This window comes from Desulfitobacterium sp. LBE, assembly GCF_007830365.1.
In the GTDB taxonomy this organism is placed as follows: domain Bacteria; phylum Bacillota; class Desulfitobacteriia; order Desulfitobacteriales; family Desulfitobacteriaceae; genus Desulfitobacterium; species Desulfitobacterium hafniense.
Window position 1 is genome coordinate 4419963 of record NZ_VLKD01000001.1, and the last position, 22446, is coordinate 4442408.

The 22446-nt window shown below is 46.9% G+C and carries 21 protein-coding genes and 3 tRNA genes; 21 read left to right on the forward strand and 3 right to left on the reverse strand.

Annotated features, from left to right (window positions below):
• Positions 1-21: 21 nt before the first annotated feature.
• The 5 genes from DESLBE_RS20830 (at position 22) to DESLBE_RS20850 (ending at position 4731) form a co-directional block, all read left to right on the forward strand.
• Positions 22-1290, forward strand: a complete 1269-nt coding sequence (locus DESLBE_RS20830) for a methylaspartate ammonia-lyase (protein ID WP_015945201.1) — start codon at positions 22-24, stop codon at positions 1288-1290.
• A 109-nt stretch (positions 1291-1399) separates the two neighbouring features.
• Positions 1400-2407, forward strand: a complete 1008-nt coding sequence (locus DESLBE_RS20835) for a 2-hydroxyacyl-CoA dehydratase family protein (RefSeq protein WP_015945200.1) — start codon at positions 1400-1402, stop codon at positions 2405-2407.
• A 46-nt stretch (positions 2408-2453) separates the two neighbouring features.
• Positions 2454-3254 (forward strand): acyl-CoA dehydratase activase, encoded by an 801-nt coding sequence (locus tag DESLBE_RS20840; protein ID WP_005816935.1) that lies wholly within the window; start codon positions 2454-2456, stop codon positions 3252-3254.
• A 47-nt stretch (positions 3255-3301) separates the two neighbouring features.
• The gene (locus tag DESLBE_RS20845) at positions 3302-4171 is read left to right on the forward strand and encodes a fumarate hydratase (protein WP_005816933.1); all 870 of its coding nucleotides are present in this window, start codon (positions 3302-3304) and stop codon (positions 4169-4171) included.
• A 2-nt stretch (positions 4172-4173) separates the two neighbouring features.
• Complete coding sequence (locus DESLBE_RS20850) at positions 4174-4731, forward strand: Fe-S-containing hydro-lyase (protein ID WP_015945199.1); 558 nt, start codon at positions 4174-4176, stop codon at positions 4729-4731.
• Between the two features lie 94 nt (positions 4732-4825).
• On the opposite strand, the gene DESLBE_RS20855 is transcribed toward DESLBE_RS20850, so the two are convergent.
• Positions 4826-5581, reverse strand: a complete 756-nt coding sequence (locus DESLBE_RS20855; protein ID WP_015945198.1) for a cytochrome b/b6 domain-containing protein — start codon at positions 5579-5581, stop codon at positions 4826-4828.
• Positions 5562-6596 carry a 4Fe-4S dicluster domain-containing protein gene (locus DESLBE_RS20860; protein ID WP_018305608.1) on the reverse strand — a complete coding sequence of 345 codons (1035 nt, stop codon included), beginning with the start codon at positions 6594-6596 and terminating at the stop codon, positions 5562-5564. Before DESLBE_RS20860 ends, DESLBE_RS20855 begins: the two co-directional genes overlap by 20 nt.
• Positions 6597-7377: 781 nt before the next feature.
• On the opposite strand from DESLBE_RS20860, the gene DESLBE_RS20865 reads away from it, so the two are divergent.
• The 16 genes from DESLBE_RS20865 (at position 7378) to DESLBE_RS20940 (ending at position 21518) form a co-directional block, all read left to right on the forward strand.
• Positions 7378-8625 carry a globin-coupled sensor protein gene (locus DESLBE_RS20865; protein WP_005816927.1) on the forward strand — a complete coding sequence of 416 codons (1248 nt, stop codon included), beginning with the start codon at positions 7378-7380 and terminating at the stop codon, positions 8623-8625.
• A 68-nt stretch (positions 8626-8693) separates the two neighbouring features.
• Positions 8694-9917, forward strand: a complete 1224-nt coding sequence (locus DESLBE_RS20870; protein ID WP_015945196.1) for an HD-GYP domain-containing protein — start codon at positions 8694-8696, stop codon at positions 9915-9917.
• Between the two features lie 138 nt (positions 9918-10055).
• The gene (locus DESLBE_RS20875) at positions 10056-10742 is read left to right on the forward strand and encodes an O-methyltransferase (protein ID WP_005816924.1); all 687 of its coding nucleotides are present in this window, start codon (positions 10056-10058) and stop codon (positions 10740-10742) included.
• A 110-nt stretch (positions 10743-10852) separates the two neighbouring features.
• A complete protein-coding gene (locus tag DESLBE_RS20880) occupies positions 10853-11737 on the forward strand; it encodes an alanine-tRNA synthetase second additional domain-containing protein (protein ID WP_005816923.1) in 885 nt (294 codons plus the stop codon).
• Positions 11738-11841: 104 nt separating this feature from the next.
• Positions 11842-12585, forward strand: a complete 744-nt coding sequence (gene rph, locus DESLBE_RS20885; protein ID WP_015945194.1) for a ribonuclease PH — start codon at positions 11842-11844, stop codon at positions 12583-12585.
• Positions 12586-12599: 14 nt separating this feature from the next.
• The gene (locus DESLBE_RS20890; protein ID WP_026198757.1) at positions 12600-13208 is read left to right on the forward strand and encodes an XTP/dITP diphosphatase; all 609 of its coding nucleotides are present in this window, start codon (positions 12600-12602) and stop codon (positions 13206-13208) included.
• Between the two features lie 70 nt (positions 13209-13278).
• Positions 13279-13355, forward strand: a tRNA-Pro gene (locus DESLBE_RS20895).
• Between the two features lie 52 nt (positions 13356-13407).
• Positions 13408-13484, forward strand: a tRNA-Arg gene (locus tag DESLBE_RS20900).
• Positions 13485-13499: 15 nt separating this feature from the next.
• Positions 13500-13575 (forward strand) — tRNA-His (locus DESLBE_RS20905).
• Positions 13576-13942: 367 nt separating this feature from the next.
• Positions 13943-14629 (forward strand): DUF3800 domain-containing protein, encoded by a 687-nt coding sequence (locus tag DESLBE_RS20910; protein WP_015945192.1) that lies wholly within the window; start codon positions 13943-13945, stop codon positions 14627-14629.
• Between the two features lie 499 nt (positions 14630-15128).
• Complete coding sequence (locus DESLBE_RS20915) at positions 15129-15902, forward strand: IclR family transcriptional regulator (RefSeq protein ID WP_015945191.1); 774 nt, start codon at positions 15129-15131, stop codon at positions 15900-15902.
• A gap of 224 nt (positions 15903-16126) precedes the next feature.
• Positions 16127-16765 (forward strand): hypothetical protein, encoded by a 639-nt coding sequence (locus tag DESLBE_RS20920; RefSeq protein WP_005816917.1) that lies wholly within the window; start codon positions 16127-16129, stop codon positions 16763-16765.
• 206 nt (positions 16766-16971) lie between these two features.
• Complete coding sequence (locus DESLBE_RS20925; protein ID WP_011460927.1) at positions 16972-18216, forward strand: (Fe-S)-binding protein; 1245 nt, start codon at positions 16972-16974, stop codon at positions 18214-18216.
• A 53-nt stretch (positions 18217-18269) separates the two neighbouring features.
• A complete protein-coding gene (locus DESLBE_RS20930; protein ID WP_015945190.1) occupies positions 18270-19562 on the forward strand; it encodes an FAD-binding oxidoreductase in 1293 nt (430 codons plus the stop codon).
• 19 nt (positions 19563-19581) lie between these two features.
• Entirely contained in the window at positions 19582-20961 is a 1380-nt protein-coding gene (locus DESLBE_RS20935) for an FAD-linked oxidase C-terminal domain-containing protein (RefSeq protein ID WP_005816912.1), read from the forward strand.
• A gap of 203 nt (positions 20962-21164) precedes the next feature.
• On the forward strand, positions 21165-21518 hold the full coding sequence (locus tag DESLBE_RS20940) for a cupin domain-containing protein (RefSeq protein ID WP_015945189.1): 354 nt from the start codon (positions 21165-21167) through the stop codon (positions 21516-21518).
• Between the two features lie 389 nt (positions 21519-21907).
• Here DESLBE_RS20940 and DESLBE_RS20945 read toward each other — a convergent pair whose 3' ends face one another.
• On the reverse strand, positions 21908-22255 hold the full coding sequence (locus DESLBE_RS20945) for a metalloregulator ArsR/SmtB family transcription factor (RefSeq protein WP_005816909.1): 348 nt from the start codon (positions 22253-22255) through the stop codon (positions 21908-21910).
• Positions 22256-22446 lie beyond the last annotated feature (191 nt).

Genomic DNA, 22446 nt, shown 5'->3' on the forward strand with positions numbered 1-22446 from the left:
CAGACAGAGGAGGTCTTATCTGTGAAGATTGTTGATATGATCGCTTCGCCGGGCTTAACAGGGTTTTACTTTGATGATCAGCAGGCGATCAAAGCCGGGGCGGGTCACGATGGGTTTGCCTATACGGGGGCTCCTGTGACCCCTGGATTTCGTGCTGTTCGTCAACGTGGGGAGTCGATTTCGGTGATGCTCATCCTGGAGGATGGGCAGGTAGCTTTTGGAGATTGTGCAGCGGTTCAGTATTCAGGGGCTGGGGGGCGTGATCCTCTTTTTTTGGCCCATGATTTTATCCCGATGATTATGGAAGAGCTCCGCCCTAAGCTGGTGGGGAAGGAACTGGATTCTTTCCGGAAGCTGGCAGACAGTATCGAGCATTCCCGGCGGCCCACTGGGGAACCCTATCATACAGCCATTCGCTATGGGGTGAGCCAGGCCATTCTGGATGGGGTGGCTAAAGCCAAAAAGCTGACCATGACGGAAGTGATCCTCGGGGAGTATCAGCTGCCTTTGGTGCTGGAGCCGGTGCCCATATTCACACAGACCGGGGATGAGCGGTATGCCAATGCAGACAAGGCCATAATCAAACGGGCCGGAGTGCTGCCCCATGCTCTCATCAATAATGTGGAGACTAAGCTGGGCAAGCATGGCGAGCTGCTGCTGGAGTACGTGAATTTGCTGAGGGAGCGGGTGATTCGTCTGGGTGATGAAGCTTACTGGCCTATCCTGCATATTGATGTTTATGGAACCATCGGGATGGCTTTTGCGGATGATGTGGAGCGCATGGTGGAGTATTTCGGGGATCTGGAAAAAGCGGCGGAACCCTTTCCTTTGCGCATTGAAGGCCCTATGGATGCAGGAAATAAGGAAGGACAGCTGAAGCAGCTTAAGAGGCTGCGTGAAGCCCTTAAGGAGGCGGAAGTTAAGGTCGAGGTGGTTGCCGATGAATGGTGCAACACCTATGAAGAAATTGTAGAATTCGTAGATGCCCAAGCGGCGGATATGGTTCAGATTAAAACTCCGGATCTGGGTGGGATTCAGAATACTATCGAAGCGGTGCTCTATGCCAGGAAGTTTGGAGTGGGTGCTTATGTGGGCGGTTCCTGCAATGAGACCGATGCCGGTGGCCGGACTGCCGTCCATGTAGCGTTGGCGACCCGCCCTGACCAAATGCTGGCCAAGCCCGGAATGGGTGTGGATGAAGGGTATATGATTGTGCATAATGAGATGAATCGGACTTTGGAGCTTTTGCGCTATAAAGCCGGGTTGAAAGCATCAGGCTGTAAATCATAAGGTTATAAATCCTAAGGTAATGCAAAATCCTTGGTATTTCTTCCGGATAGTTATAAGATAATAACATAGGGCATGATGACAGAAGTTATGTGGAGAGGCTTGGAAGCGAATGAGCAAAATTGGGTTGACTACGACAGTACCGGTCGAAGTAATTTATGCAGCCGGGGATACACCGGTGGATTTGAATAATATTTTTATCTCGGATACCAGGGAAGCGATGCTGAGGATTGAGGAGGCGGAGCTGGCCGGGTACCCACGGAATGTGTGCGGCTGGATTAAGGGCTTGTATGCGACGGCTCTTAAAAGCCCGGAAATCAAGAAGATCGTGGCGGTAACCCAGGGGGATTGCAGCAACACCCATGCCTTGATGGAGACTTGGTCGGAAGAGGGAATCGAGATTATTCCTTTTGCCTTTCCCTATGATCGGGATGGAGATATGCTCAGACTCCAATTGGAGAAGCTGATCACGGCTCTGGGGACCACCTGGGATCAGGTGCGGGAGCAAAAGGTCCGTTTGGATCAGGTACGTCAGCTGGCCTGGGAGATCGATCGCCTGACTTGGCAAGAGAATCAGGTCAGGGGTTTTGAAAATCATCTCCACCTGGTTTCCTGCTCAGATTTCAATGGAGATCCGGAGGGATTTGCCCGGGATCTGGAAGGCTTCATTGCCGAGGCCAGAGAACGGGAGCCGCTTAACCTTCAATTCAAAGGCCGTAAAAAAAGAGAACTCCGGCTTGGGTTCATGGGAGTGCCGCCGATTATGCCGGATCTTTATAATTTCCTGGAGGAGCATGGGGCACGGGTGGTCTTTAATGAAGTGCAAAGGCAATTCAGCATGCCCTTTGCCACCGAAGATATCGTGGAGCAATATCAGCTTTATACTTATCCGTATAATGTCTTTGGACGGATTGAGGATGTGGCGCAGGAAGCGGAACGGCGGCAACTGGATGGGCTGATCCATTATACTCAGAGCTTCTGCTATCGCCAGATTGAAGACTTGATTGTCCGCAGACGCTTGGATTATCCGATTCTCAATCTTGAAGGTGAGAATCCTACAGGTTTGGATGCTCGGAGCAAAATGAGGCTGGAATCCTTTTTGCAGATGCTCCGCGATTGATTCTTCTCTGATGGTAAAAACTGTTATATAATTTAGGAGTAAGTGAATGACAATAGTATGTGGAATAGATCTGGGAAGCCGGAGTGTCAAGATTGCGGTGATGGAAAGTTCATCAGAAGGGCTGCCGCCGCAGCTTAAGCGCCTGGAACGGCTGGATACCATTGGCTTTTATCGGGAATATGGCCGCAAGGTTCAGGGGAAGCTGGCCGTTGATTTTAAGGCCTTGGGCCTTCCTGAGGTGGATTGTTTGGTTTCAACAGGTTACGGACGCAACACCTTGGAGGTGGCCGGCGGAGAAACCATACCGGAATTGAAGGCTCATGTCAGAGGGGCAATCTTCCAGACAGGGCTGAAGGATTTTACTTTGGTGGATCTGGGCGGCCAGGATAGTAAGATCATCGCTGTAAAGAAGGGCCGGATGGTGGATTTTCAGACGAATGATAAATGTGCGGCATCCTCAGGGAGATATCTTGAGAACATGGCCAATGTCCTGGGCATGACCCTTGAGGAGCTTGGCGAGCATGCCGCCGATCCGGTGGAATTGAATTCTACCTGTGCAGTCTTCGGTGAAAGTGAATTGATCGGCAAGATTGTGGAGGGAGAGCCTATGCCCCGCCTGGCGGCGGGAGTTAATGAGACCATCGTTAAACGTATCCTCCCACTTCTTCGTTCCTATACCAGTGATATCATCGTGTTTACCGGAGGAGTGGCTCATAATAAAGCCGTCCGGGAGCTTTTGCGGGAGGGGACTGCTAAGGAAGTCGTCGTCCCTCGGGAGCCCCAGTTCAATGGAGCGATTGGATGTGCGATCTATGGGTTTGAGGAGCTCGGGGAAGAAGAGGATTAGAGGGGTAAGAGAAGTAAGGGGAGTTGTGAAAGGAGGCTGCTAAAGAAGTGCCAAAGGTTATCCATGTGGATCAGATTGTTGAGGCAGTGGAAGAGCTTTGTATCGGAGCCAATTATGATCTCGGTGACGATATGATGCTGAAGTTCAGGGAGGCTTTGCAAACTGAAGAATCTCCCTTGGGCTGTGAAGTATTTGAGAGGTTAATCGAAAACGCCACCATTGCTCATGAGGAGCGGGTTCCCATGTGCCAGGATACGGGCATGACGGTGATCTTTGTGGAGTTGGGGCAGGAGGTTATGATCACCGGCGGAGCTTTAAAGGATGCTTTGAATGAGGGCGTTCGGCGCGGGTATGAAAAGGGATACCTGCGTAAATCGATGGTGAAGGATCCCTTTGACCGGGTGAATACCGGGGACAACACACCGGCGATTATCCATTATGACATCGTGCCCGGAGATCAATTGAAGATTACCGTTGCCCCCAAAGGAGCAGGCAGTGAGAACATGGGTGCTCTGAAAATGTGTAAGCCATCGGAAGGCTTGGAGGGAGCTATACAATTTGTGGTGGATACGGTGGAGAAGGCCGGGGGAAATCCCTGCCCTCCCATTATCGTAGGCGTAGGTGTAGGCGGAAGCATGGAGAAAGCCACTTATCTGGCGAAAAAGTCCCTCCTGCGCCAAGTGGGGGAACCCAATGCAGAAAAACGTCTGGCGGATATCGAGCAAGAGATACTGAAAAGGGTGAACAAGCTGGGAATCGGCCCTCAAGGGTTTGGGGGTACGAATACTGCTCTCGGCGTTCATTTGGAAGTTTATCCCACCCATATTGCCTCCCTGCCCGTTGCGGTAAATATCCAATGTCATGCAGCCCGCCATCAAGAAGTTGTCTTAAAGGGCAGACAAGAAGGGGAGGAATGAAAATGAGTGAAACATTTCGTCTGGAACTTCCCCTGACCCAGGACAAAGTGGCTCATCTCAAAGCGGGGGATAGTCTGCTGCTTAGCGGCGTGATCTATACCGGCCGTGACGCCGCCCATAAAAAGATGGTGGAGGCTTTATCCCGGGGGGAGGAGCTTCCCTTTGATGTACACAATCAGGTGATCTACTTTGTGGGTCCCACCCCGCCTAAACCGGGTCAGGTTATCGGCTCAGCGGGCCCCACCACCAGTGGCCGGATGGATGCTTATTCCCCTATGCTGATTGAACGGGGGCTGACCGGCATGATTGGCAAAGGATTGCGCTCTGAAGAAGTGATCAGTGCCATGAAGAAGCATGGCGCGGTTTATTTCGGAGCCATCGGAGGTTCCGGAGCGCTGTTGGCGAAGCGGATTATTTCAGCAGAGGTTATCGCTTATCCGGAACTGGGACCGGAAGCCATCCGCAGGCTGGAGGTCAAGGATTTCCCGGTGATGGTGGTCATTGATAAGCATGGCAATAACCTTTACGAGTCAGGAAAGGCCCAGTATCGGCAAGAGTAAGTTCATTTTAAGCAGAAGGCCCCGGGATTCGTTCCCGGGGCCTTCTGCTTAACCATATTCTTGGCCGGCGTCCTTCGCGGCATAGGGATCAAGATTAACAACCTGGATGGCCGGTTTCATTCCTGCTCTGTTCCCTATCGTGATGTTCCTCGTCCGTGAAAAACGGGACCTGTCCCTTTGATTCAGGCTTTTTGCACCACAGGACATGGCGGTGTTCCGCGTAGTTGCGGTCAATGTAGCCTGTGAACATGCCGGGGAGAAGGGCGCGGTTTTCCTTAAATATAAAGGCTGCCAGATGACCGATGATGCCGAGGATCAGCAATACGGTGCCAATATTATGCAGCATAGTGGTCCAGAAAAGAAGCGAATAGGGCAGCTCCACACCGGGGAGGTTTTTATACATTTTGATTAAGCCGGTAATGATGAGCAGGAGCACATTAAAGCCAATATAGAAATAGGCTAATCTTTGTTCAGCCAGGTATTTTCCGCAAGGGGGTTCTTTGCATTTCGTGATCATGGCTTTAATGATCAAATAGGATTCTTTGAAGTCACCGCGGCGGGGAAAGATATCAAATTCTTTGCGAATAAAGGCATTAATAATGTGGTAAAAGACGACAAAAATCAGGAGAACAGCCGCCAGGTAGTGAAGGTTAATGGTGATGAAGTAGTCCCCCAGCCATTCCGATCCAGGGAGCTTCGTGACATTATAGCGGTTATAGAGAGGCATTTGACCAAAGCCTGTCAAAATCAGCAGGAAGATGGCAAAAGCAGTCGTCCAGTGAACGAAACGGTTAACCAAGTTTTGCCTCAAGAGTTTTTCTCTTTTTGACTTAGGGGTTGTTGTGGTCATGTTCTTCCTCCTCTTGATCACCTTTCAAAGTGCGATAGGCAGTGATACCGGCCGCGGCGGCTCCGGCAAAGGGTGCCAGGAGTGCGCTGTAGAATAAGCCCTTTTCGCTTTCAAGATAATTATCCACTTTAACGGGCATACCTGGCCGGCCGGGAGAATTATCTTCCTTTTGTTTTTTATCAGCCTTTATAGCCTGGTCAATTTTTTCGAAGGGAACGCTGGAAATGTAGAGAGTGGAGGTTCCTCCATTCTCCAGATCGCCATACACATAGCCGCCCATATCCTGGGCTTTCTTGCGGGCCAGGGCTTGAATCTCCTCACGGGGGCCAATGGTCAGGGCTTCCCGGGGACAGGCCTGGATGCAGGCCGGTTTCTTGCCTACGGCTAAAAGGTCGCTGCAGAGATCACATTTATACATGACCCCGCCCCCTGCTAAATCGGGAGCAATCTGGAGGTATAATCCCACTCCCGCCTGGCGTTGGGGGATACCCCAGGGGCAGACGTCACGGCATTTTGCTCCCCCGAAACAAACTTCATCATCAATGGAAACAGCCCCGGTGCTCTCTTTGGAAATAGCGCTGAAAGGGCAAAGTTTCAGGCAGGTTGGGTTGTCGCAATGCATACAGCGCCTGGGCACGTGGATCTCGTGTTGGAGGCCGTTATGCTCGACCTTGACTTTATCGACGAAAGTCCAGTTGTAGGGAGTGAGGCGGGTAGTAAGTTCTCTCTTGTCAGACCAATCCTCCACCTTTTTTTGAGGCCAATAATACTTGAGGGGTTTTTGCGGTTCCGGGAATCGGCTTTGATTGTGTTGGCGGCAGGCGGCTACGCAAAGTGGAGTCGGGCTGTTTGGACAGCCGTCACATCGGGTTAAGTCGATTAAGGTGCCAAGCTTTTCCCCGCGCTGCTCAGCGGCTTTAACCGGATCGCTTAGTCCGGTCGCCGTCAATGCTCCCAGCAAGCCGGCTGCGGTAGCCCGCTTGAGAAAAGTACGGCGGGAGAAGTTGTTGTTCATACGGATACCCCCTATAGGTATAATAAGCGTTAGTTATTTTTTATCATATTTCAGGCAATATTACAAGAAGAAAATTTAAAAACTACCTGTCGTAAAAAAGTCATAAATCTAGATGATCTGCCATAAATATACATCAGTTGTGGAAATATTTGTTCCTTAACAGGTGAAAATGACACCATATTCTATGTGAAATTTCCCCGCAAATTTTAAAGAATTCGGCCAAATTCTCTCATTTATTCACGAAAACTGTTCACGAAAACTTCACACTTTCTTAAGAAGAAGTTAAGAAATATTTGCTATACTTTGGTTATTGAACTCTGGGCAAATCAGGCTTGGGAGTGACCGGAATGAGAGGAGATGGCTGGTTTGAATGTCTGCCCAATGTGTAATTCGCGAGAGATTGGTAAAATAAATCGGGGAAGATTTTTTTGCGGTGAATGTTGTCATGAATGGACTGTTGAGACTGAAGGACATATAACGGTATATAGAATCACCAGCGACGGGACTATAGTACGCTTGCGTAAAGGGAATAACCCGGCTAATCTGTCAACAGCAGCAAGCTGATTAAGGTTCTTTTTTCTTTAGATTAGCATTACTGTTATTGATAAATTGCAATAACAATCCTTTAGGAAAAAATCCTGTAGACTAGATATTCTGCAGGATTTTTGTTTTATGAACAGAATGTTATATACGTGCAGCAGTGAATTGCTCACACTGAAGAAGTAAGGTATATAAATGTTATAAAATAAAAGGAAATTTAGAGTGAAGAGGGGAAGCCGGCATGATTAACCTCCATCAATTTGACCTGAATGAGTCTATAAAGCTTTTAAAATTAGAGCAGGACCAATTGCTGCTGCTGAAAGAATTTAAGCCTGTTATGGAGCAGGATGTGGATCAAATCGTTGATCAGTTCTATGCTCATATTACGAAGATTTCTCAACTGAACGGGATAATCAAGGAGTTTTCTTCTGTAGAGCGGCTCAGAGGTTTGCAGAGAAATTATCTACTCTCGATTTTTCCCGATGTCATCGACGAAGGGTATATTATGAGCCGGATCAGGATTGGGGATGTACATAAGCGTATTAATCTGCCGCCCTTTGTTTATTTAAGCTCTTATCAAACCTTCTTTGACTTGATTTTGCCAAGAATTTTTGCCCATTATCGAAAGAAGCCGGAGCAGGCTTTGCGGTTAAGCCTTGCCGTACTGCGGATCTTCAGCTTTGATCAGCAAGTGGTGATGGCCAGTTATATCCAGTCCTATATAGCGGATCTTGATAAGAAAGAGGAGCTGGAAAAAGCCTACGAGGAGATTGACGTTTTGCAGCACCGGGTCAGTGAAGCCAGCCAGGCCCTGGCAGCGACTTCGGAACAGACCGCTGCTTCGGCGGCTCAGATGCATGAGGCGACTGAGCTCATCTCGCAAAATGCCGGTGATGCGGCAGATTTTTCTCGTAAAGTGGATAACCTGGCTCAGGAAGGGGCCCAGAAGATTCAACAGATTTCCGAGCGTATCTTAGGGCTGGCAGGGATGTCGGAAAAAATGCAGGAAAAGATGGCGGAGCTTGATCGCAGTTCGGCCCGGATCGCCAATATTACAGATGTCATTAAAGAAATCGCTTCCCAAACCAACCTCTTGGCCCTTAATGCGGCCATTGAAGCCGCCCGGGCCGGGGAGTCCGGCAGAGGGTTTGGGGTGGTGGCGGAGGAAGTGAAGAAACTCGCCAATAATTCTGAGCAATCGGTTAAGGAAATCAGCACTATGATTGCAGTAACCCGGCAAAATACCACGGCCGTGAGCAAGGTGATTGAAGATACGACCAAGGCGATGCATGAAGCGGCATCTGAAGCGCAGGAAGTGGTCGCCCGCTTTGGGGACATTATGAGCGCTATTCAATCCAGTATTCAGCAGGTTCGTGAGATCGCTACCCAGATCGACGCTCTGACCATGACGGCCGGCCAGATTGGGGCTGCTTCCGAAGATGTGGCCAATTCAGCAACATCACTGGCCCAGATGGGATTAAGGGAGTAAGTGAGCATGGGACTAAACTTAAACAATGGTGAAGCATGGAAGCGCTTAGTTTGAGAAAGAGGGATAGTGTGCGATCAGAGGCATCTTATATACGCAGGATGTGGAATTTTTCTAAAGCATTGGATCTTGCCTTGATTGACGAGGAGGTTAAAAAAGGGTTACATGTCCCTTTTGGTTTAAGGCATGGGGAAAGGGTCGGCTATATTTCTCTAAAGATGGGGATTGCTTTGGGGTTGCCCCACAAAGAGCTGATCCAACTTCTCATTGCGGGTTTACTGCATGATATAGGTGCTGTGGGAGGGTTTCATAAATTTCATGGTACTCCTTTTTGGATGAAGGAACATACCCTTTTAGGGGCGGAAATTGTCCATCGTTTTCCGGATGGGGAAGTGCTGTCCGAGATTGTCCGCCACCATCATGAAGCTCCTCATCCGAACTATGGTGTGTTGAGGATTGAACCAGCTCAGGTCAGTATTAAGGCCAGGATTATTTCTCTTGCGGATAAGGTGGATGTAAACTTAAGCCGTAAAGTGTTGAGCCGTGTGGAGCGCGAAAAGTTAATCCAATGGATCAAAGACCATGAAGGAAAACAGTTTTATCCGGAAGTTATTCCGGCCTTTATCCAAGTGGCGGCTACGGAGGCCTTTTGGCTTGATCTGGAACATCAAGATCTGATGAAGATCTCCCTGGCTCTTCTTTTTGACGAAGAGGATGTTCAACCAGCACCTAAAGTATGCGATCAAGAGACCGGTGTCCTGGCTTCTACCTTTGCGGATTTGATTGACCAAAAGAGTTCGTTCACAGCCCGCCATTCCCGCTCGGTGGCCGACACGGCCCAAAAACTGGCGGAAGATCTTGGCTGGGAAAAGCAGGACACCAGGGAAATCTGGGTGGCAGGTATGGTTCATGATTTGGGAAAACTGGCCATACCGAAGAAAATACTTGATAAGCCGGGGCCTTTGGATTCTGATGAGGTTGAGATGATCAGGACCCATACCTATCATACCTATCATCTTTTGGCGGGGGCCGGTTTCCCTCAGCGTGTGACCCAATGGGCTGCTTACCATCATGAACGTTTGGACGGGAAGGGCTATCCTTTTGGCATTGGTGCCGATGGATTGGACACGGGTGCCCGCCTGATGGCTATAGCGGATATGTTTGCAGCTTTAACTGAGGATCGGCCTTATCGGAAGGCGCTTAGCCCAGGTGAAGCCCTCGCTATTATTCAACGCGGGGCTGGGACTGCAATGGATCCGGTCCTCGTAGAGCATGCACGCAAAATATTGACTTAAAATCAGTGGGGCAAGGTACGGCAAACCTTGTCCTGTTTTTATGGGCAAAGAAGGCTTTGATTATGAATTGTTATTTTAATAAATCCGGGTTATGATACCCATTGAGGAGAATTAACTGCTGGAAATGTAAGGAATTAGGTGTCACAGAGTACTGGTGCTGAAGAAGGTGTCAATGTGTTTTATTCTTTTGAGTTAGAGCAATATCTCGGTGAGCTGTTGCCCAGACGAGATGATTTGTTTCTGGAGATGGAAGAACAGGCGCTCAGGGAGACGATTCCGGTGGTAACTCCCCCTGTGGGAAATTATTTGTCCTGGCTGGTTAAGGTTAGCGGTGCATCCCGAATTCTTGAAGTGGGAACGGCCATCGGCTATTCTACTCTGTGGCTGGCTAAGGGCTTGGCAGGGCGGGCAGGAAAGATTGTCACTCTGGATCTGAATGTGGATCGGGCCACTCGGGCGATCGAGTATTTTAAGCGCGGAGGGGTGGCGGAGAAGATTCAGGTGGTCATGGGAGATGCACGAAGAATTCTGCCGGATTTTCCCCGGGGCGAATTTGATTTTATTTTTGTGGACGCGGCCAAAGGGGAATATCTCGATTATTTAGAGCTGGTAACTCCTTTGCTGGGTGATGGGGGGATTATGGTCGTAGATAATGTCTTGTTTCGGGGCTGGGTGGTGCCCGGCTCCGAGTATGAGCCGAAATATGAGCGTATGGTCAGCCGCTTGCGGGAATTTCTAAAGCTGCTGACCGAGAACCCGGAGCTGCAGACCAGCATTCTTCCTTTAGGCGATGGTCTCGCTGTGAGTATTCGCAAATGTTCTTAACCCAAAAACTTTGCTTTTCAAATGCCCGTTTCCTGTCTACAATAGAAGGTAAGCACTGGTCTTGAGGGGTGGTGGCAAAGATTTCTAAACTTTTTGTCCATGACCATTTAATGCAGGCAGTATATTTTGCTCCACGGGGGAAAAAGCGTTTGCTTTTTTTGGGAATGAACCTTCAGCAGAGGTATCTTAGCTCTGATGATCATTTGATTGGTTTTCTCGGTGATGCAGGGGCGGGAAAGTCTGTGCTCATTCGCGGTATGTTTCCTGGTTTGGAATTGACCAATGATGATCAGGGGATCAATATACGGCCCCTCCCTTTGATGGACGATGCGGAACGCGGCCATTTTCGCGCTCATACTTACCATTTGGATGTGCGGTTTGAATCAGCTTTTACTCAGTCCTGGAGATTAGCCGAGTCTATCAAGGCCGCCCTCAGCAAGGGGCGCCGGGTGGTTGTGGAACATTTTGATTTAATCTATCCTTTTTTAGGTATTAATGCAGAGATGCTTGTTGGGGTGGGGGAAGAGGTGATTGTAACCCGTCCCACGGTCTTTGGTCCGGAACCCGAAAGTATAGCAGACATTGTCTTTGAATCGATCAAATATCGGCGCATGGCTCACAGTGCTGAAGATATTACTTCAATGATTCTTGAGGAAATGGGTTTGGAGCGTCCTGAGGTTCATAGTGATATTAAGCATGGATTTGTCTTGGAGTTTCCCGAAAAACCGGACATCGATTTGGATATTGTGGAACAACGGGTGTTGGAGCTGATTGACGCGGATTGGCCCATTAGTTTTTCCGATGATGAGCATATACGGGTAGGTGAGATGCTCTACCCTTGTACAGGCCCGCGGATCCATATTAAGAGAACATCGGAGATTAAGGGATTTCACTTGCTTAAAGAATTCCGTTTTGATCCGGTGGAACGTCTCTATACCATAGCCGGAATCGTCGGAGAGGCAGAAGGCCCTAACCGTTCCCTCCTGACTTTATGAATTGAATCAGCGAATTTCTGATAAAATAGACTAGGATTTACCATGGGTTGCATAATAGGTTAAAGCCATGGTGCCGGATAACAAATGAAAAGAGGATAACTGTAATGAAGCGTTTTGATGGCCGTGAGGCCTTTGAACTAAGACCGGTTAAGCTGACCCGGGGATTTACCAATATTCCTGAGGGCTCTGTGCTTATCGAGGTTGGTCAGACAAGAGTGATTTGTACTGCTACCGTGGAAGAGAAGGTACCGCTCTTTAAAAAAGGCACAGGTTCAGGCTGGGTTACAGCAGAATATTCCATGCTTCCCCGAGCGACTCAGACCCGGAATCCCCGTGAGTCCAGCAAGGGTAAACTGACGGGCCGGACCATGGAGATTCAGCGTTTAATCGGGAGAGCTTTGCGCTCGGTAGTGGACCTTAAAAAACTCGGAGAAAGAACCATCTGGCTGGATTGTGATGTGATTCAGGCTGATGGGGGGACCCGGACCGCTTCCATTACCGGAGCCTATGTGGCTTTAGTGGATGCGGTCAATCACCTGTTGGCCAAAGGGCTGATCAAAGAAAACCCTATTCTCGACTCTCTGGCCGCAGTTTCGGTAGGAAAAGTCGATGGTATGGCCCTCCTGGATCTTGCCTATGAAGAAGACTCCAAAGCGGAAGTTGATATGAATGTGGTGATGACCGGGCAGGGGAAATTTGTGGAGATTCAAGGAACGGCTGAGGATATTCCTTTTGGCCGGGAGGAATTGGATCAATTTTTGGAGTTGGCTGAGAAGGGTATTCAAGAACTTATGGGAATGCAAAAGGCTGCTGCGCAAGTGGGGACCGGCCCTTTGTCTCAAAATTGAAAGCGGGTTGTTTTATGAAGGTTTTGCTGGCGACACAAAATAAGGGGAAAGTCAAGGAGCTTCAGGATCTTCTTTTGGTCGAAGATATTGAGGTGCTTTCTTTAGGAGATCTGGGTGAGTGGGAAGATGTTGAGGAAACGGGGGCGACCTTTGCGGAGAATGCGGCCATGAAGGCAAGAATTGCGGCCCAGCGTACAGGACTGGTATCTCTTGCCGATGATTCCGGTTTGGAAGTGGATGCTCTCCAAGGGGCACCGGGAGTCTATTCGGCCCGTTATGCCGGAGAGCCAAAGGATGATGACAAAAATAATGATAAGCTTCTTCAAGAATTGGAAGGGGTGCCGGAAGAACAAAGGACGGGGCGGTTTCGCTGTGCTTTGGTTATTGCCTGCCCCACTGGGGAAGAGTATTTGACAGAGGGAACGGTGGAAGGGCGCATTCTTAATGAGCGTCGTGGCAAAGAAGGGTTTGGCTATGATCCGCTCTTTTATTTGCCCGATTTTGGCCGAACCATGGCTCAGCTGAATCTAAGCCAAAAGAATAAAATCAGTCACCGGGCTCAGGCATTCCGCCAGGCTGTTCCCATACTTAAAGAGCTTGCCCAGCGGGATGAAGACGCTTAATAGTTTAAAAACTTTAAAAAACGCTTGACTCTGGTGAACGAATCGGATAGAATAATCATTGTCACGAAAACGGGGTATAGCGCAGTTTGGTAGCGCGCCTGCCTTGGGAGCAGGAGGCCGGGGGTTCAAATCCCTCTGCCCCGACCATTTTTATTGTGTCCGAAGTTCTCAGGTCAAGCGGAGAGTATCCCATTGTTGGGCGCCTGTAGCTCAGTTGGATAGAGCATCTGCCTTCTAAGCAGGTTGTCGGGAGTTCGAATCTCTCCAGGCGCACCATTTAAATTTAACATGGTGGTTGTGGCGAAGTGGTTAACGCACCGGATTGTGGCTCCGGCACTCGGGGGTTCAAGTCCCCTCATCCACCCCATTACGACAAAGCAGCGTCAGGAATAGCTTCCTGACGTTTTTCTTTTTAAGTATCGGGAGTGAATATGTGGTGAGTCCGGCATGGTGATATAATCAGAGTCCGGCACGGTGGGGGTATTCCAGAATTACGCAGTTGAAATCTTTCTTATGGTTCTCTTGGCCAGAGAAAATAAGGGAGGTTTTAGAAAACTGTTAACCTTTTGAAGGGGATTCAATAATTCTAGAGGCGTATGTTTATAAAACTCTTTAGAATAATCCTAGAATGAAGTTTGTCGACAATTTTTAATAATCCTGACTAATTGATATGTAATTATAAAATTCCGACAATTGGTGTTATAATAGGTACATGAATTTCTGGAGGATTCCGAATGAATATTTATATTGATGAATCTGGGAGTATGACCCATGAAACAATATTGCCTCAGAATAGATACTTTACCATGGCTTTAATCTTAACTCAGGAGCCAGACAAGCTAAGAAGAGTGTACAAAAGATTTGTACAGAAATATTTAAAAGAGTTAAAAGATGGCAATAGTGATAATAAAATGTTTACTGGAGAGAACTTCCTGGAATTAAAAGGTTCGGCTTTTACCCCGAAAATGAAAAAGAATTTTGTAGACTTTATTTGTAAAAATAATCTCTTTCAGATATTATATATCAAAATTGATAATACACAAGCGACAGCTAACCTTTATAAGAACAAGGCAAGAGCCTTTAATTATATATTGAAGTTGGCTATTGAGTTTCTATATAATCGAGAAATACTTACTGATCGAAATTTAACTTTAAACCTTGATGAAAGAAACGTAAAAACTGAAGCAAGGCATCAATTAAAGGAGCACCTATGCACAGAATTTTCTACTGGAAGAAATATTGTTGATGAGGTCCAGGTTGAGTATTTCGACTCTTGTAATAATAAACTTATACAGTTAGCAGACGTTTTTTCGAATATACTTTATTCCAATCTTTTAACCTCTGGGAAGTATGATGCAGAAATTAAATCTATGGCTGATAATGGATATTTAGTAGGTGTATTTAAATTTCCGCCGGTATGAATTTCATGGTATATTGTGAATACTATTATATAGTAGCATCAACAATAAGTCCTATGGTATGCCTTTATCAGGGTCTGCGCTCAATGAGTGTCATTCATAGGCGATTGGTGCTACAAAATTTTATTGACTTTTATTATTTTATATTATAAAATTCAAAGTAAGTTAACAGTAAGTCCCGAGTACACGCCGTTGTCTTGGTAAGTGGTATGTGTTATCATCGTGTTCGGGCAATTAACTGAGCTAGTTATGAAGATCCTTGATTTATTCTAGGGTCTTTTTTCATTGGAAATTATAAGAGTTAGTAGTTCAAGTCCCCTCATCCACCCCATATGAGTATTCAGCACTGGAGGAATCCAGTGCTTTTTGTATGAAAATTATACATTTAGGCACATTCATGACTTGACTTCAGTTTTTAAAAAAGTCATACTAGGCAATAGGTAGTAGTTCGAAACAGAGTTTCGGTTGATGAAACTTTAGCAGCCGATTGGAGGATTTTGCAGTGGCAGAAAAATATGTACAAACCTTAGAACGTTCGTTGGATATACTTGAAGTTTTGGCCCACACTGAGGAGCCTTTAGGGGTTACCGAAATCGGTAACCGAATCAGTCTTCATAAAAGTACGGTGCACCGGATTTTGCAGACCCTGTGTTATCGTGGATATGTGGAAAAAGAAAAAAACAGTGAGCGCTATAAATTGGGAATTAAAATAGTGGAACTGGGAATTCGCTTCTTTAATGATCTGGAGATACGCATAGTGGCTGGACCTATCCTGGAGGATTTAGCGAAGTCACTGGATGAAGTGGTTCACTTAGTCCTTCATGATGATGGTGAAGTAGTCTATATTGACAAAAGGGAAAGCTCCCATGTGGTAAGTATGCGTTCCAAAGTTGGACGCAGAGCCCCTATGCATTGCACTGCGGTAGGGAAAGCTCTCCTTTCGACAATGCCTGAGGAAGAAGTCATGAGAATTCTGGAGACCAAGGGAATGCCTGGCTATACGCCCAATACCCTGATAGAGCCGGCGAAGCTCTTGGAAAACCTGGATGAAATCCGCAATACCCAGATTTCGGTTGAGTTTGAGGAAAATGAAATTGGGATTATCTGCCTGGGTACACCTGTCTATGATTTTTCCGGACGGGCTATTGGGGCTATCAGTGTCTCCGGTCCGGCAGCGAGGATAAGAGAAAAAGGCATCGAGCATATAGGACAGGAACTGAAGCGCAGCGGGGAAATTATTTCTGCTAAGTTAGGATATAGCTATTTTAAACGGTAGAATGTTAAAATGTTTAGAAAATTTTATTCTTGACGTTTAAGGCCAGAGATGATAATATAGCCACAAGAAATATTGAAACTCCGTTTTAAAGAACGGAACAAATTCAATATTTCTTCCCCACCATTATTTTCTATACCCATTTTCTTTTTTTTAAAGAAAATGTGAAACGCAGTTTTATAATGTGGGACAAAAAAGAAAGAGAATAAAAAGAGGAGAGTGACGGAATGAGCGCCATGAGATTACCTTTAACAAACTACAACCCTGTAAAACTATGTCAAGGATGTTTCCAACACGACGAGACTAAGGTAGCGGCACAGATTCTGTCCTACCAGCTTGCTTATCACTTGCTGAAGCGTTATTCGGGAACTTGGCAGGTTAAGAAAGATGAGATTCTCCTTCAATTAGAAGGTACGGCTCACCCCATGCATTTTGAGCTGAATACAGGTGTCTTGAGATATAAAACCATCCGGACATCCATTGTTTCGAGGTACAGCGTGGAGCGTGGCCTCAATGAATTGGCTGAAGAAATCAGCAAGGATTTTGCTTTACCGGACAGCCGTGGTGAATTTCAAGATCCATTAATGGGCCTTTTTGTTAAATTGATTGAGATCTATCACGCTCGCTGTGGTCTGAGAATTGTCCAATGCGAAAAAGGACAGAGCCTTGCCGGTTGGGAATTAGCTTTGGGCGATGAAACCCTCCGTGGCTGGATTAGTTCCGACGGGGTAATGGAGAATCGTTTTGGAGAACGGTATAACCTCCAAGACTGGTTCGCTCTGCGCCCTGAAAAGATGGCGGCCTATGTCTTTGGATTCTATCGCTTCTGTAATAATTATCCATCGCCGATTAGACATATAAATTAGTAAATGATGTCAGATGACAAAAACGAGATCAGGATAGGCCTGTCTCGTTTTTTTTGTGAAGACCCTAAAAATTAATAAACATTTTCACAATGGGTTGAAAGAAAATATGGATGAGTTATAATAGTCTCAGTAACTTGAATTGTTACGCAATTTTAACTATTTGATTCGGTGGTCTGACCATCTAACAGTGAAGGGGGAAATTAAAAGTGGGGGTTTTAGCAGAAGTCTATGAAATGCTAAACACGTGTAACAGATGTGGTTTCTGCCATACTGCTTGTAAAACATACAAAGTGGATGGCGCTGAAACTATGGTTTCACGGGGAAGGGTCCAACTGATCAAAGCAGTCGCTGATGGTGTCATTGAGGCTGATGCAGATTATGAAGATTCCATCAACAGCTGCTTGCTTTGCGGAGAATGTGCAGTTGCTTGTCCAAGTGGTGTTAGTGCCAAAGAATTGGTCATGGCGGCCCGACGTGATCTGAAACTAAGACATGGTGTGAAACCTTTCGTTAAATCTTATGCGCTTAAGACCTTAGCAAACCCGAATAAGCTGGAACGAGCCTTTAAACTCTTTGGCGGTCTTGGTAAAAATGTCCTTAATAAAGTCGATGGCATGGATTATTTCCGCGGCGTGGATATTAAAGGCATGAATGTGGCAAAAGTCCCATTCTTAAACCAAGTTCCCGAAAGGATTCTCGTCGCTCAACCCAAGCATAAAGTTGCTTTTTATGTGGGTTGCTTCTTAAACTTTTCACTTGATGATACAGCTCACTCGGTAGTTAAAGTGTTAACTAAAAATGACTGTGAAGTCATTATTCCCAAAGAACAGGTCTGTTGCGGATTGCCTCAATACGCCTATGGAGACTTCGAGACCGCTAAAGTCAATGCCCGCAAGACCATTGACACCTTTATGGCTAAGGATGTGGAGGCCATTATTACCGCCTGCGGCTCCTGTGCGGCCATGCTTAAAGAGGATTATCTGAAACTCTTTGCCGATGATGCGGCGTATCTTCCCAGAGTAAAGAGCTTCTGTGCTAAAGTCAAAGAGTTCTCCGAGTATATGGCGGAAATCGGCGTTGATGAGAGCAAATTCCATAACTCTACTCCGGTCAAGGTAACTTATCACGATCCCTGTCATATGGTGCGGGGAATTAAAGTGACAGCACAGCCTCGTCAGATGTTAAAGAGCCTGCCGAGAGTAGAATATATCGAGATGTTTGAAGCCAACCGCTGCTGCGGAGCTTCCGGATTGGTTCAGGCATTCTACCATGAAATGTCCACCAAGGTTACCCGGGAGAAGGCCAAGAACATTCAAGACAGCGGAGCGGAAGTAGTGGCCACCAGCTGTCCTGCATGTATCATGAGATTGCAAGGCGGAGTCAGCATGGCCGGTCAAAAACAAAAAGTAATGCATGTGGCAGATTTGATGGCTAAAGCTTACGAGAACTAGAATCTTGAAGATGAGTCTGCTTCTAATGTAAATGAGTGGAAGGGCGGGTAGTCATGAGCAATACAATAAGTGAGTTAAAAGGGATTGTGGGCGATAATTACGTCTTGGACAATCCTGCCGATATGGCACAATATCTTAAGGGAGACGGTAAGCCGGTGGCTGTGGTCTTCCCCGGAGATGCCGAAGAAGTATCCAAAGTTGTTAAATATGCCAATGCACAACAGCTTAAGATATCAGTTGCCGGAGCGGTCGCTGATACAAAGGGCTTAGAGGGCGGAATTGCCCTGGTCATGAATCGCATGAATAAGATCCTCGAGATCGATAAGAAAAATTTCGTTGTCACGGTAGAGCCTGGTATGCTTCATCAGGATTTCATCCAAAAGCTGGAGGCTGACGGATATTTGTTCCCGGTAGAGCCCTATGCGGTGGATACCAGTTCCGTGGGCGGCTGCTTTGCCATCGGGGATTCAGATTCCAAATCCTTTAACTACGGACCGACAAGAACCTTTATGATGGGCTTTGAAATGGTTACGCCTACCGGTGAAATTATGTTTATCGGCAATAAATGTATTAAAAATGTTTCCGGTTATGACTTCATTCACTTCGCAGTGGGCAGCCAAGGCACCTTTGGTATCTTTACTAAAATTTTAATTAAGCTTTTACCCCAGCCGGCTGCCAAGAGAGCCATCGTGGCCCGGTTTGATTGTTTGCAAAAAGCCAATGCCACCTTCAGTACCTTGATTAAACGCCATATTCATCCCGATCGGATGAATCTCGTGAGCAAGGATCTGGCCCAGGAGATTCTTCCCGGAGAAGGACATCTGGTCCTCATCGACCTGGAAGGATTCAATAAATCCGGAACCAACTTAGCCAATGAAATCGCGTCTATCTTCACCTTAGGCGGCGGTAGCGATGTTGCGATCATCGAGGATAAAGAAGCTTATGAGAAAATTATTAGTGGCTGGCTTAAGGTTCGTCAAGGGCTGAACAACGCTCCGGATAATGTACTGGAATTTGCAGTGGGTCCCATGAAGATGTCTCAGGCTTTGGCTCAATTAAAAGCAATACAAGGGGAGCTGAACAGCGGAGTCGTAATAGAAGGGCTCTTGGGAGTTGCCCGTGTGGTTCTGCCCAAAGATGCCGATAAAATGGCTTTGGCCGCCAAAGTCAACAAAATGGCCATGTCCTTAGGCGGCAATGTTACCGGCCTCCTTGGTCATAAACTGATGTGTGACATGTTCAATGACGGGGAGATGTGGTCGGAAACCACCGGTCTCCTCAGTGAACTGCGCAGCAAATTCGACCCCAACGGGATTCTTAATCCAGGTGTAAGTCTGTTGGCTTAATAGAGAAGGAGGGCTGAAAATGTTATCGCAAACGATTGTTGATCGACTGAAAGAGATTGTCGGAGAGAAAAACGTGGTGACCAAACCAACAGAACTCTTCGCTTATGGTTATGATGGTACATTGCTCAGCGGCGATGCCATCGGCGCAGTGTTTCCGGAAACTACGGATCAAGTGGTTGAGCTGGTTAACTATATGAATGAGCAGGATATCAAGCTGGTCCCACGGGGTGCCGGCACCAATGTCAGCGGCGGTACGATTCCTTCGGAAAAATCCATCGTCATTAACTTTACCCGCATGACCAAAGTGCTGGAGATCGATACGGAGAATTTCGTCGCCGTGGTTGAACCCGGAGTCGTTAACTTTGACCTTCAGCAAGAACTGGAAAAGGTCGGATTTTACTATCCCCCCGATCCGTCTTCCTGGAAAGCCTCGACTCTCGGCGGAAATATCGGGGAGTGCTCCGGCGGACCCCGTTGCTTCAAATATGGAGTAACCCGTGATTCTATTCTGGGCTTGGAAGTGGTTCTGCCTAACGGAAAGGTGATTCGGACCGGCGGGCGGAACTTCAAAAGCGAGCCTGGTTATGATTTGACCCGCATCATCGTCGGTTCTGAGGGGACGTTAGGTTTGGTCACCAAGGCTTATCTGCGTATCTTACCAAAGCCTGTCACCAAGAAAACCATGCTGGCCATTTATAATAAAGTCGAAGATGCTTCCCAAACGGTTGCCGATATCGTGGCCGCCGGAATTATCCCCACAACCTTGGAAATGATGGATAATCTGCTGATTAATACCACGGAAGATTATTGCCATGCCGGACTTCCCCGGGATGCGGGAGCTATTCTGATTATTGAGATTGACGGCTATCCGGAAGACATGGATGAGCAAATCGAAACCATCCGTGAAGTAACGAAGAAAGCCAATGCCCGAGACTTTAAGATTGCTCAAACGGCGGCTGAAGTGGATCAAATCTGGCTTTCCCGCCGGGTTGCTTTCGGTTCGGTGGCTCGTGTTAAACCTTGTTATTCGATTCAGGACATTACGGTGCCGAGAAGTGAATTCCCCCAAGCTATTGAAGGAATTCTTAAGATTGCCAAAGAGTATGATATGATCATCGGTCTGGTGGCTCACGCCGGAGACGGCAACCTCCATCCTTTGGTGCTCTTCGATCAACGGCATGCCGACGAGGTGGAACGGGTTCATGGTGCAGAAGGAGCCCTGAGCAAGCTGGCTGTTTCTCTGGGTGGAACCATGAGCGGTGAACACGGCATTGGTGTGGTCAAGAAAAAATATATGGATGTGGAATTTACACCGGGAGCTATGGAAGCTTTCCGTAAACTTAAAAAAACCTTTGACCCGGCTAACCGTTTTAACCCTGATAAAATTATTTCCATCTAATTTTTCAAGGGAGCTGCTCCTTTTATCAACCGAAAGGTTATCAAGGTGCAGCTCCCTTTCTTGCACTATCAGATCTCTATAAAATAATTTGCTTAGGTTATCCAAAGGGACCTTTTACAAGAAAGGGAATGTGATAAAATATACATGGAAGTGTGTACATATCCTAGCGGAAGGGAAAAATTATGATATAGGAGTTGATTGCTGTGGAAAAAAGACTGTATGATTTAACCAAATTGACTAAGTTTAACGCAGATGTACCCCAAAAAGTGGTTGTTTATCAATCGGAAAAAACCCTCGCCGCCATGTGGTGTCTGGAGCCAGGTCAAGAAGTATTCCTGCATATGCATCCCAATGCCGATGATGTATGGATTTGCCTTGAAGGGGAGTCAGGCCTGTACTTTGCCGGAGACGGCAAAGAAGTTCCCATTTCCAAAGGTATGGCTGTTCTCGCTGAACCGGGACAGACTCATGGCATGAGGAACACCGGTAAAGATCGCTTCGTTTTTATCGGCGTGGCTGCTCCTGTTCCTGTTCAAACGGAAAGATTGGATAAGTAAAGCAATGGCCTGCTGATTGCCATGAAAATGAGAGCATTTTTGGATAAAATTTGCTGAGCTGCCCCCCTTAAAATGTCATCAAGTTTTCGTAGTATAAAATGAGAGCACTGATAACGAATTCAGGGCAGAACCCAAACGGCTTTGCAGCAGTTCCCGGCAGAATTAGGTCTAAGAGGCCGCTAAAGCCGAGACCGGGGGCTGGGGCCTGAAGATTGTAAGAACTGGCAAAACTCCGGTCGTGACGACGCTCGGGGGAATAGGAAGTCAAACAAAAAAAGCTGTAGAACTTAGACAAAAAGCGCAAAATGGGCTGTTGCAACAGACAGCCCGGCAAGTAACAAAAAGAAGGTCTCCGACAGATCAAAATCTGCCGGAGACCTTCTTTTGTTTTATGATTTTGCGGAAGGGTTTTTATTTTCGCAATACTGATGGTCGCCGGTCAAGTGTTGGCGGCACCCTTTACGCGGTGCATCATATGCAGCAATAGAGAGAAGTGATTGGGCTGTTTTTTCTAATAACTCTCTCTTTACATCATAATGGGTATAATAACCTCTTTTTTCACCTGTTACCAGTCCGGCTTTGCGTAAAATCTGAAGATGTTGGGAAACGGCAGCTTCCGAAATACCCAGTTGCCTCGAAAGGGCACCTACACAAAAATCAAAATTCAAAAGAAGATTGATAATTTTAAGGCGTGTTTCATCGGATAAAGCTTTCATGACTTTGAGAAGATCATCCACATTAACAACTCCTAGCTTGTACCCCCAATGTACCAGGAATAGCAGGCATATTATCTTAAATATGTTTTAGGATACAGTGATAGCTGGGCAGTGTCAAGGTGAAACTGCAGGATGGGGGTAATCCTTAGGCAGCTTTGAAAATAACACAGGGCTATCCAATAAATTAATTAAGTAATTACTAATTTAAATAA

Excerpts from the sequence above, each read along its gene's own strand:
- DESLBE_RS20890 (WP_026198757.1), top strand. The coding sequence starts at position 12,600 with ATGAAGGTTTTGCTGGCGACACAAAATAAGGGGAAAGTCAAGGAGCTT.
- DESLBE_RS20930 (WP_015945190.1), top strand. The coding sequence starts at position 18,270 with ATGAGCAATACAATAAGTGAGTTAAAAGGGATTGTGGGCGATAATTAC.
- DESLBE_RS20860 (WP_018305608.1), bottom strand. The coding sequence starts at position 6,596 with ATGAACAACAACTTCTCCCGCCGTACTTTTCTCAAGCGGGCTACCGCA.
- DESLBE_RS20910 (WP_015945192.1), top strand. The coding sequence starts at position 13,943 with ATGAATATTTATATTGATGAATCTGGGAGTATGACCCATGAAACAATA.
- DESLBE_RS20840 (WP_005816935.1), top strand. The coding sequence starts at position 2,454 with ATGACAATAGTATGTGGAATAGATCTGGGAAGCCGGAGTGTCAAGATT.
- DESLBE_RS20880 (WP_005816923.1), top strand. The coding sequence starts at position 10,853 with ATGCAGGCAGTATATTTTGCTCCACGGGGGAAAAAGCGTTTGCTTTTT.
- rph (WP_015945194.1), top strand. The coding sequence starts at position 11,842 with ATGAAGCGTTTTGATGGCCGTGAGGCCTTTGAACTAAGACCGGTTAAG.
- DESLBE_RS20920 (WP_005816917.1), top strand. The coding sequence starts at position 16,127 with ATGAGCGCCATGAGATTACCTTTAACAAACTACAACCCTGTAAAACTA.
- DESLBE_RS20855 (WP_015945198.1), bottom strand. The coding sequence starts at position 5,581 with ATGACCACAACAACCCCTAAGTCAAAAAGAGAAAAACTCTTGAGGCAA.
- DESLBE_RS20835 (WP_015945200.1), top strand. The coding sequence starts at position 1,400 with ATGAGCAAAATTGGGTTGACTACGACAGTACCGGTCGAAGTAATTTAT.
- DESLBE_RS20850 (WP_015945199.1), top strand. The coding sequence starts at position 4,174 with ATGAGTGAAACATTTCGTCTGGAACTTCCCCTGACCCAGGACAAAGTG.
- DESLBE_RS20935 (WP_005816912.1), top strand. The coding sequence starts at position 19,582 with ATGTTATCGCAAACGATTGTTGATCGACTGAAAGAGATTGTCGGAGAG.
- DESLBE_RS20865 (WP_005816927.1), top strand. The coding sequence starts at position 7,378 with ATGATTAACCTCCATCAATTTGACCTGAATGAGTCTATAAAGCTTTTA.